At 68.8% G+C, this 12,154-nt stretch carries 10 protein-coding genes; 6 read left to right on the top strand and 4 right to left on the bottom strand.

Features of this window, described 5'->3' with window-relative positions:
• Positions 1–200 precede the first annotated feature (200 nt).
• The 5 genes from leuA to B140_RS0105065 all read left to right on the top strand — a co-directional run bounded on the left by leuA (position 201) and on the right by B140_RS0105065 (position 6,742).
• The gene (leuA, locus tag B140_RS0105085; RefSeq protein ID WP_083912243.1) at positions 201–1,904 is read left to right on the top strand and encodes a 2-isopropylmalate synthase; all 1,704 of its coding nucleotides are present in this window, start codon (positions 201–203) and stop codon (positions 1,902–1,904) included.
• A gap of 86 nt (positions 1,905–1,990) precedes the next feature.
• Positions 1,991–3,634, top strand: coding sequence for a hypothetical protein (locus B140_RS0105080; RefSeq protein WP_026166010.1), 1,644 nt, complete (start codon positions 1,991–1,993; stop codon positions 3,632–3,634).
• Positions 3,635–3,637: 3 nt separating this feature from the next.
• Positions 3,638–4,684 carry an exonuclease domain-containing protein gene (locus tag B140_RS0105075; protein WP_018118268.1) on the top strand — a complete coding sequence of 349 codons (1,047 nt, stop codon included), beginning with the start codon at positions 3,638–3,640 and terminating at the stop codon, positions 4,682–4,684.
• 27 nt (positions 4,685–4,711) lie between these two features.
• Entirely contained in the window at positions 4,712–5,989 is a 1,278-nt protein-coding gene (locus tag B140_RS0105070; RefSeq protein ID WP_018118267.1) for a Mur ligase family protein, read from the top strand.
• Positions 5,990–6,742, top strand: a complete 753-nt coding sequence (locus B140_RS0105065; RefSeq protein ID WP_018118266.1) for a type 1 glutamine amidotransferase — start codon at positions 5,990–5,992, stop codon at positions 6,740–6,742.
• Positions 6,743–7,128: 386 nt separating this feature from the next.
• On the opposite strand, the gene B140_RS12015 is transcribed toward B140_RS0105065, so the two are convergent.
• Positions 7,129–8,388, bottom strand: coding sequence for an MFS transporter (locus tag B140_RS12015; RefSeq protein ID WP_051069245.1), 1,260 nt, complete (start codon positions 8,386–8,388; stop codon positions 7,129–7,131).
• A gap of 218 nt (positions 8,389–8,606) precedes the next feature.
• On the opposite strand from B140_RS12015, the gene B140_RS12010 reads away from it, so the two are divergent.
• A complete protein-coding gene (locus B140_RS12010; RefSeq protein WP_018118264.1) occupies positions 8,607–9,680 on the top strand; it encodes an isochorismate synthase in 1,074 nt (357 codons plus the stop codon).
• A 1,133-nt stretch (positions 9,681–10,813) separates the two neighbouring features.
• Here B140_RS12010 and B140_RS0105050 read toward each other — a convergent pair.
• The 3 genes from B140_RS0105050 to B140_RS14685 are packed head-to-tail and all read right to left on the bottom strand — an operon-like array spanning position 10,814 to position 11,977.
• Positions 10,814–11,161 (bottom strand): hypothetical protein, encoded by a 348-nt coding sequence (locus B140_RS0105050; protein WP_018118263.1) that lies wholly within the window; start codon positions 11,159–11,161, stop codon positions 10,814–10,816.
• Between the two features lie 13 nt (positions 11,162–11,174).
• On the bottom strand, positions 11,175–11,741 hold the full coding sequence (locus B140_RS13715; protein ID WP_156801661.1) for a CdiA C-terminal domain-containing protein: 567 nt from the start codon (positions 11,739–11,741) through the stop codon (positions 11,175–11,177).
• Between the two features lie 32 nt (positions 11,742–11,773).
• Positions 11,774–11,977: a VG15 protein gene (locus B140_RS14685; RefSeq protein ID WP_018118261.1), complete on the bottom strand. Its 204-nt coding sequence runs from the start codon at positions 11,975–11,977 to the stop codon at positions 11,774–11,776.
• Positions 11,978–12,154 lie beyond the last annotated feature (177 nt).

Below are 12,154 nucleotides of genomic sequence, written 5' to 3'. Positions count from 1 at the left end.
GCATCGCCTGGTGGAAGCAAATGTGATGCGCTACACTTGATCACCATGTTCACGCGAGCGAATCTCCTCCTTATTCGCCGCGGCGGGAATCCATCCTGACCCTGAAGCATGGTCGGCAGCCCGTCGCGGAGTGTTGTTGTCGGCCACGCCCCCATCTCAAGGAAGAGGATCCTCCCGTGAATACCCAGCAGCCCTCCCCCATGCCCGCACACCGCTACCTGCCGTACGCGCAGGAGGTGGAGGACTTCACCCTGCCGGACCGCACCTGGCCGGACAAGAAGATCACCGCCGCCCCGCAGTGGTGCGCCGTGGACCTGCGCGACGGCAACCAGGCGCTGGTCAACCCCATGAGCCCCGAGCGCAAGCGCCGCATGTTCGAGCTGCTGGTGCGCATGGGCTACAAGGAGATCGAGGTGGGCTTCCCCTCCGCCTCCCAGACGGACTTTGACTTCGTGCGCGAGATCATCGAGCAGGACATGATCCCGGAGGACGTGACCATCCAGGTGCTGGTGCAGGCGCGCGAGCACCTGATCCGCCGCACCTTCGAGGCCTGCGAGGGCGCCAAGAACGTGATCGTGCACTTCTACAACTCCACGTCGATCCTGCAGCGCCGCGTGGTGTTCCGCAAGGACAAGGAGGCCATCAAGAAGCTGGCCACGGACGCCGCCCGCCTCATCAAGGACATCGCCGCCGACTACCCCCACACCAACTGGCGCTGGGAGTACTCCCCAGAGTCCTACACCGGCACCGAGGTGACCTACGCCCGCGAGGTGTGCGACGCCGTGACCGAGATCATGGAGCCCACCCCGGAGCGCCCCATGATCATCAACCTGCCCTCCACGGTGGAGATGATCACCCCCAACGTCTACGCGGACTCCGTGGAGTGGATGTCGCGCAACCTGGCCCGCCGCGACTCCATCGTGCTCTCCCTGCACCCGCACAACGACCGCGGCACCGGCATCGCCACCGCGGAGCTGGGCTACATGGCCGGCGCGGACCGCATCGAGGGCTGCCTGTTCGGCAACGGCGAGCGCACCGGCAACGTGGACCTGGTGACCCTGGGCCTGAACATGCTCTCCCAGGGCGTGGACCCGCAGATCGACTTCTCCGACCTTCCCAGCATCCGCGCCACCGTGGAGTACTGCAACCAGCTCCGCGTGCCGGAGCGGCACCCCTACGGCGGCGACCTGGTATTCACGGCCTTCTCCGGCTCCCACCAGGACGCCATCAACAAGGGCCTGGACGCCCTGGCCGCCACGGTGCGCCCAGGCGCGCGCAACACGGAGGTGGCCTGGGAGGAGCTGCGCGACACCGTGTGGGAGGTGCCCTACCTGCCCATCGACCCCAAGGACCTGGGCCGCGACTACGAGGCCGTGATCCGCGTGAACTCCCAGTCCGGCAAGGGCGGGGTGGCCTACATCATGAAGACCGACCACGGCCTGCACCTGCCGCGCGCCCTCCAGGTGGAGTTCTCACAGGTGGTCCAGGCCGTGACGGACACCGAGGGCGGCGAGGTGAACTCCAAGAACATGTGGGACATCTTCGCCGCCGAGTACCTGGACCGGGACGCCCCGCTGGCGGTGGAGTCCCTGCACCTCGACGGCGAGGAGGACGTGCAGGCCACGGCGCGGGTGCGCTACCGGGGCGAGTCCCGCGAGGTGCGCGGTCAGGGCAACGGCCCGGTGGCGGCCTTCGCCGCGGCGCTGGGGCAGGCGGGCGTGGAGGTCGAGGTGGAGGACTACTCCCAGCAGTCCCGCTCCGCGGGCGACGACGCCGAGGCCGCCTGCTACGTGCTGGCCCAGGTCAACGGCGCGAGCGCCTGGGGCGTGGGCGTGGCGGGATCGACCACGGCGGCGTCGGTACGCGCCATCGTCTCGGCGGTCAACCGGGCCGATAAGGCTTAGCCGATGGCCCCGCCCCGGGTCCCTTGCCATACCCTTATGGGTGAATAAACTAGTAGGGACCCTGACGCACGCGAGGAGAATCGTCGATGAGCCAAACCCCCTATCTGCTGCCACTCTTTTCCGATGGCGGTGGTGCCACCGTACCGGTGGAGGGCAGCAGCCAAGCGATCCTCTTCTCGCTTCTTGGCTCCCAGGTGGCTCAGGACGGCTACACCCGCACCACCTTTACCCTCCTCCCGGATCGCGCCTCGGGGGGCTTTCTGGTTAACCACGAAAAGACCATCCTAGGGCGCCTGCCGCGCAACCTGCGCGATACCTACCCGCAGCTCGACCACATCATCACCCGGGGCGGCATCCCCGAGGTGCACGCCACGATCTCCCTGGCTCAGGGATCGGGGCGCATCAGCGGCAACCTCTACTTCCCCGCCCCGGTCTTTGTGATGCCCACCAACTTCCCGCCCAAGGAGGAGTGGGCGATGATCCCCGAGGGCACCCCCCGCCCCGTGGACATCTCCCGGGGCGACGCCCAGCGCCTGGTGGACCTCAACATCCCCTCGCACTGGCTGGCCACCCTGGGGATCGTGGACGACCTCATCGTGGCGGTGATCGACAATCACGTCCTGGGCGTGCTCAGCCCCGAGGACTCCCAGGACGTGCGCCTGCTGGTGGAGCACTACGAGATGCTGGGGCTCACCCCCGTGGCCCGCGTGTTTTGCTACGACAAGGACGGCGAGCGCTACGTGGTGCTCAACGCCCTGTCCGCCCAGGACATGACCGACGAGGACCTCGAGCCCGCCGTCTCCCCCCTGGCGGCCATCGACCCCTACCAGCCCGCCACCGGCGAGCTCCCGGTGATCAGCGACGCCCCCATGGAGCACGCCTGGGCCGTGACCATCTCCGGCGAGCAGGTCATGGAGGCCTTCGCCCCCCGCCCGGACAAGGAGCTGCGGCCCATCACCTCCCCGGCGATGTTCGCGCTCAACCCGGACGGCACCAAGGTCCTGGAGGCGGGCCGCAGGCAGCCCTCCGCGCCGGACTCCCTGCCCGAGGTGCAGCGCGTGCCTGACGCCCCGGGCTTGCCCGAGCCCGAGCCGCTGCCCGACTTCGCTCCCGCCGAGGAGGCGGAAACTGAACAGCCGGGGCAGCCGGTGCAGCCCGAGCAACCCGAGGTGGAGGCCGTGCCCGCCGTGGCGGTGGCGGCACCCGTGGAGCCGGTAGAGCCCGTGGCGGCGCCGGAGGACACGGCCCCCGCGCCGGCCCCCGAGGAGGACTACCCGCCGTTGCCCTACCCCCACGCCCGCCTGGGCGACCAGTTCCGGGAGGAGCCGGAGGACGAGGAGCTGCCGGAGCCCACCTCCGAGCCGGTGGAGGGCGTCGAGGACTCCCTCCCGGAGATCCAGCGGGTCCCGGCGGCCACCGCCCTGGCCGCCGACGCCGAGAGCACCGGCACCCTGCCCGTGGTCCCAGACCCCGAGGAGGACGCCGAGGAGCCCCTGCCGGAGGACGAATACGAGGACTACGAGGACGATTACGCGGACGAGCAGGGCATCCAGTGGCTGCCCGCCATCGGCGTGATCCTGGGCGCGCTGGCCATCACGGTGGCCGCGCTCGGATACTTCAAGGTCACCCCGGATCTCTCCCTCGACACCGCCCCCGCCTTCATGCTGCTCGGCGGCGGAATGCTCATGGTGCTGGGCAGCCTGTGGTTCATGTTCCGGCCGCAGGACTAGCCGATGACCCCCCGCAACGGCGAACAGCACGAACAGCACGGCCCCACCGCAGCCCCCTACGTGGTCCTGACGCTCCAGACCACCGGCATCCACCCCGCCACCGGCCGGGTGGTGGCCATCGACGCCCTGGTGTGCGACGAGCACGGCGCCCCCGTGGAGGACTTCCACGCGGTGCTCAACCCCGGCCCGCAGACCAACCTCGGCCCCGTGCACTATCACGGGCTAACCCCGGAGGAGATCGCCCAGGGGCGGCGCTTCAGCGGCCTGCTCAAAAAGCTCGATAGGCTCCTCGACGGGCGCACCCTCATCGTCCACGACGCCCCCCTTACCTGGGGCTTCCTCGTCTCCGAGGCCAAGCGCGCCATGAGCGCCGCGGCCCGCGCCAACCGCTCCCGCTCGCGGGGGCGCGGCCGGGGCAACCAGGGGCGGCGCAGGCAGCGCGTGGGGCACGTCCCCCAGCCGGAGCGCATCGTGGACACCCTGGCTACCGCCCACCGCGCCGGGGCCGAGTTCCACGACACCCGCCTGGCCGCCGTGGCCGCCGCGATGGGCATGGAGGCGGAGTCCCCCGTGGCGTCGATACGCCGGGCGCAGCGCCCGGAAGAGGAGGTCACGCGCGAGTCCACGGCCCTGCTCGCGGCGCTGTTCTGGCACGCGCGGCGCAAGGGCGCGCCCCTGGCGCAGTACGCGCCCGGCGACCTGAAGGCGGACCCCTTTGGGCTGCAGCGCTCCGTGGTGCGCGTGGAGGCCGCCCAGGCCCTGCGCGTGCACGAGAACCCCGGGCCCTACCGCCCCGGCGGGGCGCTGCTGCCCGGCATGGAGGTGGTGATCTCCCCGGAGATCGCGCTCGACCCGGACGACCTCATCGCGGCGCTCACGCGCGCGGGCCTCAACTACTCGGAAAAGCTCACCCGGGCCACCTCCGTGGTGGTGTGCAACCGCACGCGCGAGCTGCGGGGAAAGGCCATGCACGCGCAGCGCAAGGGCATCCCCCTGCTGGGCGACTCCGCCTTCCTGGAGGCCGTGGAGCGGGTCCAAGGCCCCGCATAGGGCGGCGGCCTATTAAGGTAAGGGCCCATGAGCCCTGATCTATCCTCGGCCCTCCGCACGCTGCGGTCCTCCGCCGCCACCGCCGCCGCCACGCTGGCCACCACCGCCTCCCGGCTCACCGGGCGCGGCGCGGGCGGCATGATCGGCGGGCTGGTGGCCCAGGCCATCGACCCCAACGTGATGCGCAACCTCGGCGCGGGGCGGCCCACCGCGCTGGTCACCGGCACCAACGGCAAGTCCACCACCACGCGGATGCTCGCGGCCGCCGTGCGCCGCACCAGCACCGTGGCCACCAACTCCGGCGGGGACAACATGGACGCCGGGATCGTCTCCGCCCTCCTGGCGGGCAAGGACGCCGCCTCCGTGGTGCTGGAGGTGGACGAGCTGCACGTGCCCTCCGTGGCGGACCGCCTGAACCCCCAGGTGCTGGTGCTGCTCAACCTCACCCGCGATCAGCTCGACCGCGTGGGCGAGATCAACAAGATCGAGCGCGCGCTGCGCTCCTGCGTGGAGGCCCATCCGGACATGCTCGTGGTGGCCAACTGCGACGACGTCCTGATAACCTCCGTGGCCTACGACGCCCCCAACGTCGTGTGGGTCTCCGCCGGGGCGGGCTGGGTGGGCGACGCCACCTCCTGCCCCCGCACCGGCGGGCACATCGTCCACGACGGCGCCGACTGGTACGCCGTCAAGCCGCTCCCCGACGGCCGCCCCTTCCGCCGCCCCGAGCCCACCTGGGCGGTCTCCGAGGAGGGGCTGACCACCCCCGACGGGCGCCGCGACCTCTCGCTGCCCCTGCCCGGGCGCGCCAACCGTGGCAACGCCGCCCAGGCCATCGCCGCCGCCACGGGCATGGGGGTGCCGCTGGACGAGGCCGTGGCCGCCGCCGAGGGCGTGGACAACGTGGCCGGGCGCTACTCCACCGTGCACCTGGAGGGACGCGACGTGCACCTGCTGCTAGCCAAGAACCCCGCCGGGTGGCAGGAGGCGCTGTCCATGGTGGACCGCAGCGCCGACGGCCTGGTCATCGCCGTCAACGGCCAGGTGGCCGACGGGGAGGACCTCTCCTGGCTCTGGGACGTGCGCTTCGAGGACTTCGGCTCCCTCTCCGTCAAGGCCGCCGGGGAGCGCGGCACCGACCTGGCCGTGCGCCTGCTCTATGCGGGCATCCACCACGACCTCACGCCGGACCCCCTCGACGCCATCCGCGCCTGCCCGCCCGGCCGGGTGGAGGTGCTGGCCAACTACACGGCCTTCCGCGACCTCAACAAGGCCCTGCGCGCCGCCACGAAAGGAGACAAATAAATGACCGAGCTGCACATCGGCCTCATTCTCCCCGACGTACTGGGCACCTACGGCGACGACGGCAACGCCCTCGTGCTGCGCCAGCGCGCCCGCATGCGCGGGCTAAGCGCGGAGATCCACCCGGTCAAGCTGGGCGAGGCCGTGCCCACCGGCCTCGACGTGTACACCCTGGGGGGCGGGGAGGACACCGCCCAGATCCTCGCCGCGGAGCACCTGCTCGCAGACGGCGGCCTCTCCCGCGCCGCCGAGGCGGGCCGCCCCATCCTGGCCATCTGCGCCGGGTTCCAGGTGCTCGGGGAGTCCTTCCGCGCCGGGGGCCGCGTGGTGGACGGCTTAGGGCTCATCGACGCCACCACCACCGCGCTGCACAAGCGCGCCATCGGGGAGGTCACCTCCGCCCCCACCGGGGCCGGGATGACCGCCGACCTCACCGAGCCGCTGACCGGCTTTGAAAACCACATGGGCGCCACCGTGCTCGGCCCCGGCGCCACCCCCCTGGGCACCGTGCGGCGCGGGATGGGCAACTGCGACCGTCACGGGGCCGAGGGGCTGCCCGACGCCGACGCCCAGACCGCCGCCGAGGGCGCCGTCCAGGGCTCCGTGGTGGCCACCTACATGCACGGGCCGGTGCTGGCGCGCAACCCGCAGCTCGCGGACCTCCTCCTGGCGCGGGCGATGGGGATCGCCCCCGCCGAGCTCGAGCCCCTGGACATCCCCGTGGTGGACAAGCTCCGCGCCGAGCGCCTGGGCTGAGCGCTTTTTGGGGGTTGTGCGCCGGTTGTGTCGGCGCTTAGGGGTGCCACCTCGGGGCCGCTCGCTGCGTGCCCACGGCCGGTGGCACCCCTTTGGCGTCGGTGGGGGCGGCGTCGTCGGCGGCCGTAGGGGTGCCGGTGCCCGCCCGGCGGGGACGGGGCGTCGACTAGCGGCACCCCTTCGGGTTCGCAGGGCGCGCCGCGCCGACGCGAAGGGGTGCCATTGCCCGCTTCTCGACGCCCCCTCCCCTCCCACTGGCACCCCTTGAAGCGGGTGGACCAACCTGCCGCTCGGTGGAGCGATGGGGCGTCGAAAAGCACGAAGGGGTGCCACCGACCGGCTTCCGCGCCCGCGGGACCGGAGATGGCACCCCTTCGAGCGGCGGCCTAGCTGCCCGCGCCGCGGCGTCGCAGGGTGAAGGCCACGTACCACAGGGCCACGGCCACGAGAGCCAGGGCCGCGCCCGCCAGCGCCGGGGCGGAGTAGCTGTACCCGGCGGCGATCACCGCGCCGCCCATGGAGGCCCCGGCGGCGTTGGCGATGTTGAGCGCGGAATGATTGAGCGCCGCCGCCAAGGTCTGGGCCTCCCCGGCGACGTCCATCAGGCGGATCTGCAGGGAGGGAATGAGCGTGGAGCCGGACATGCCGATCAGCCCGAAGCAGATAATCCCCGCGATGGCGTTGGTGGAGGCCACGTAGAAGATCAGCAGGGTGGCGCAGATCGCCCCGAGGGCCACGAGGATGCCCAGCTCCAGGTTCCAGTCGGAGAGGCGGCCGCCCACCCAGGTGCCCGCCACCATGCCGATGCCGTAGACCATCAGCACCAGCCACATGTGCTTGGGGTCGAGCCCCGCGCGGTGCGTCATGGTCCAGGAGATGTAGGTGTACACGGCGAACATCCCGCCGAATCCCACCGAGCCGATGGCCAGGGAGAGCCACACCTGCCCGCGCCTCAGCGCGCCGAGCTCCGTCATGGGGCTGGTGGGCGTCATCCGGGACATGTGCGGCATGAGGAACCACAGCGCCGCCAGCGTGGCGAGCCCGATCGCGGAGACCACCACGTAGGCGCTCTGCCACCCCACGGCGTGCCCCAGCGCCTGCGCCACCGGCACACCCAGCACCGTGGCAAAGGGCAGGCCGAGCCCCACGAAGGCCAGGGCGCGGCCGCGCTGCCCCTCGGGGGCCATCGACGCCGTGGCCAGCCCGGATACCGAGAAGAACGCCCCGTGCGGCAGGGCCGCGAGGAAGCGGGAGACCACCAGCACGCCGTAGGAATTGGCGTACACGCCCGCGAACACGGTCAGGGCGTTGCCCACGGTAAAGGCCGCCATGAGGATGAGCAGGAGGCGACGCCGCGGCACCGACCCCGTCAGGGCCGCGATGAGGGGCGCGCCGATGACCACGCCCATCGCGTAGGCGGTGATGATGTGCCCGGCGGTGTCCTCCGAGATGTGGAAGTCCGCGGCGATGTCGCTGAGCAGCCCCATGGAGACGAACTCCGTGACGCCGATGCCGAACCCGCCCAGGGCCATGGCCACCATGACGATGTAGCGGCGGGTCTGCGTGATGTCCGTCTGGCGGGGCACGGCGCGTCGCCGGGCGCGCGAGGATGGTGCGGTGAGATTGTTATCAGGGGTACGAGGCACGGCGTGGAACCTTACCCTTTTTGCCCCCCGAGCGCACGGCGCAAAGAACTTCGACCGCCTAATTACCTGGGCTTTATTCCCCACGGAGAACTATAGGCTAGGCTTACCTCATACTTTTGTACGACGTAGAGAAAGGTTGCCATGCCGCTCCCCGAGCACCCCTCGACGCCCCCGGCCCCGCCCGCCGCGTTACGGCACGAAAACCGGGTGATCCTCCCGTGACCTTTCTGCTCACCGGCCCCACCGGCACGCTCCACGCCACGGGGCGCGACGCCGCGTGGCACGGCGTGGATCAGGCGCTGCACGGCCTGCGCCACGGCTCTCCGATCGTGGTGGGGGCGCTCCCCTTCCACACCTCCGAGCCGCCCGCGCTGTGGACCCCGAGGCAGTTCTGGTTCTCCCCCACGCCACCCACCGCGCCCGACGGCGCGGCCCCCACGGTGGTCGAGAGGACGGACGACCCCGGCCCCGAGGAGCACGCGCGGCGCGTGCGCGAGGCCGTGCGCGCCATTAAGGCCGGGGCATGCGAGAAGATCGTGCTCTCCCGCGCCGTGGAATACCGCTGCCGCGAGGAGATCGACCCGCTCTGGCTCTTCTCCCGCTTCCTCGCCCGCTCCGGCACCGGGCACGCGCACCTTACGGACCTCTCCAGCGCGGGCCCGCCCCACGCCGGAACCTGGCTGGTGGGCTCCAGCCCGGAACTCCTGCTGCTCAAGCGCGGGCGCTACATCGAGTCCCACCCGCTGGCAGGGACCGCGCCGCGACGCCTCGACCCGGTACAGGACCAGGCCCAGGCCACGGAGCTGCTGCTCTCCGCGAAGAACAACGAGGAGCACTCCTACGTCACCCGGGAGATCCGGCGCGTCCTGCAACCCTGGTGCGCCGACCTCGACGTCCCGGAGCGCCCCTCGCTCACCGCCACCTCGCACACCTGGCACCTGGGCACCCGCATCCGGGGCACGCTGCGCGACGACGCCCCCGCCACAGCCCTGGAACTCGTCGCAGCCCTGCACCCCACCCCGGCCGTCTGCGGCTACCCCACCGCCGCGACCCGAGAACTACTGAGAGACGCCGAGCCCCACCGCGGCTTCTACGCGGGCGCAGTGGGATGGGCGGACGAACACGGCAACGGCGAATGGCGCGTATCCATCCGCGGCGCCGTGGTCCGCGGCTCCACGGCGCTCGCCCACGCCGGAGGAGGCATCGTGGCCGACTCCGACCCCGAGGCCGAGGTGCTCGAGACCGAGACCAAGCTCGGGCCGGTGTGGGAGGCGCTGGGGGTGGAAGAATAATTTATGCAACAGTTTGGGCGCCGAATTTGGGATACTCTGGCGGCACAGACAGTCTCCAGTAGGGGCTGCTGGTTTACAGCTGGCACGCTGCGGCAAGATTATGCTCTTCCTATGATTCTTCCCCGAAGAATGACAGAAACGTGGCCGCACAAGGTGTAGGCGGTTCAGGTGTCCTGCACGGTTGTCCAATACTCGGTGATGGCCAACCTTATCGGCCGTAACCCGGTAAGTGTCAAAGGCGGCGGTGACGGCCAGGGCACCCCTCTGAGATAAGCGTCCAGCTGCGGGGGCGCTGGCGAGAGCGGCAAGGCTCACGGCGGTAAGGGGCGTGGTAGGGGGTTATTCAACGTGTGCGCATGGTGTTTCCTCTCTGGCGAGGGTTAGGGTAGGGGTGATTCCCCGGTTCAGGATGGTTAGGTTTCCTAAACCGGGGAATCTTTGTGTCACCGCTTGCGGTACCTGCCCTTGGGGCAGCCCCGTCTCCACTCGCTGATCTGGATTGCCAGGCTGAGCACTTGGAGGACGGCGGCGATACAAGGGCATTTCTTCCCTGCCTAACTCTCCGCCATGTCCACTGCCCGACTAAAAATGAAAGAATCCTCTACAACCAATAACTTTCCGCATAAACACAAACCCTTCTATGTAGAGAACGCGGGAAAGGTTAGCGCTGACGAAGCTCATTGCTCAGCCAGCCGATGGGGGTAATACGCTGCGGTCTTCTATTCTGCGGCCTGCTTGGCTTCCTGGACTTCGTCGTACCTGGCAGCGTTGATCTTATACTCGCCATAGTCGCGGTATCGTGCGCACTCGCGGGTTAGACGAGCCTCGACGATGCGGTCCAGATCCTCTTGGGCGGCCGGGCTGGTAGTCTCTCGTGTCGGCCTGGTCCGGTGTGGGAGTGTCCGGGGCCTCGGTGGTTTCGGTGGTCATGGTCTCTCTTTCTTCTCCCCCACTACAAAGGCGGGGTGGCTATGGGGTCCGCCCCTCCCCTGGCGCGAGTAGGGCCGTGGTGCTTCCACCCGCGCATGACTAAACCCCGGCCACCATGACGGTGATCGGGGTTTAGCTAGGGGTGTAGTGCCTCGCCCGGGAGTCGAACCTGGCGCGTCTACCTAACTAGACAGTGAGGATGTTTAGCTGGCTCGGGCCAAAAGGGGTCTGTGCTTCATGGCTACGCCAGTACGCTCGCACAGTGCGGGGACGTCGTCATATCCCGTCCACAGGTCCCAAGACGTTGTCTGAGCTAGATAGGCGTAGACGGAGTCAAAGGCTCGGAAAGCCTCTTCGCTGTTGTCGCCGTCATGGTTCAGGAGATCGATCCAAATTTCTCCAGGATCGGCTTCTTCTACCGTCATGTAGGCTTCCCCCAGATGAATCACTCCATCGCGAGCGTGCGCCTGGGATTGAGACAGCACGGCCTGCTGTACCTGTTCGACAGTCAGGCCAGGTGCCGAAGCGGTCAAATATACCTCTGCAGACATTACGGCCTCCTTTCTACGGCCATGATAAGACGAAATCGTCCCCAATGACAGTGATCCTGTCAAGATCCCCGCCATAGTTCCGAATCGCTGCACGCATGCCTTCTTGTGCTTCTTCCAATGAGATAGAGGCCTCGCGTGCGTCCATGACGACGCAGCTCGATTGCTTCAAGCCACGGCGTGCTTGTTTCTGGATGCTAGTTGAGGACACGACTCGTTTCACCTCTACAGGGGTGCTGCCATCCACAAGGAAATCAGGCATTGAGCGATCTACCTCATGGACTTGCTGAACCGTAGTGGCGCCCGATTCGAGTATCCATTGAGCTACCCGTTTTTCGGCGGCGCGATCCTCTTTTTGCTGCTTGCTTGATCCTTCATCCCATTGCCCAGTATCACGAGTATTCTTCCGGACGCTCGCCAGGCTGGGCTGCTGTGTACGGTATCCGCGAGGTTCTCCTACCGGTGTGGCGCGGTCTAGGCTGATGTAACTAGTTGGTCGCCACATAGCGCGGTGTTTCTTCTGAACATATTCTTGCCATGCTTCCCTTTGATCTGCCACAGGTCTACGGTCGGTGTGAGCCACCTCGTACCACTTAGCCTCCAGGTCTTTGACGATCAGGGCACGTCGGCGTCGCTGGACACCCCCCTAGCACCACACATGCAGTTGTCATGATACCGTGCGCGCTCCGAGTGCTTCGCCTTCTTCGCGTCCTTGACATACACCACGCCATAGGTAGCCAACATGAGGAAGAACGTGCACACCCTGTGGCCGGGAACCCGGATGTACCCAAGTCCCCGGGCATCCTTTCCCAGGTCCACAAACCGTAGCGCATGCGGCCAGGTAGTGTTAGAAAATTCGTTTCAGGCAGTACCGGGTCCCGCATACGCGGGGAACACGCGCGGTTGCGGTGCGCGGTGTGCGGGAGGGTGGGCTCACCCCCGCATACGCGGGGAACACTACGAGGTCACGAAGCACCACCAGGCCCGGGAGGGCTC

This window comes from Corynebacterium mastitidis DSM 44356, from assembly GCF_000375365.1.
In the GTDB taxonomy this organism is placed as follows: domain Bacteria; phylum Actinomycetota; class Actinomycetes; order Mycobacteriales; family Mycobacteriaceae; genus Corynebacterium; species Corynebacterium mastitidis.
Note: the sequence above shows the minus strand (reverse complement) of the source record. Positions and strands in the feature narration are given on the sequence as shown.

Coding starts and splice junctions, on each gene's coding strand:
- B140_RS0105065 (WP_018118266.1), top strand. CDS start 5,990: ATGACCGAGCTGCACATCGGCCTCATTCTCCCCGACGTACTGGGCACC.
- B140_RS0105050 (WP_018118263.1), bottom strand. CDS start 11,161: ATGTCTGCAGAGGTATATTTGACCGCTTCGGCACCTGGCCTGACTGTC.
- B140_RS0105070 (WP_018118267.1), top strand. CDS start 4,712: ATGAGCCCTGATCTATCCTCGGCCCTCCGCACGCTGCGGTCCTCCGCC.
- leuA (WP_083912243.1), top strand. CDS start 201: ATGCCCGCACACCGCTACCTGCCGTACGCGCAGGAGGTGGAGGACTTC.
- B140_RS0105080 (WP_026166010.1), top strand. CDS start 1,991: ATGAGCCAAACCCCCTATCTGCTGCCACTCTTTTCCGATGGCGGTGGT.
- B140_RS0105075 (WP_018118268.1), top strand. CDS start 3,638: ATGACCCCCCGCAACGGCGAACAGCACGAACAGCACGGCCCCACCGCA.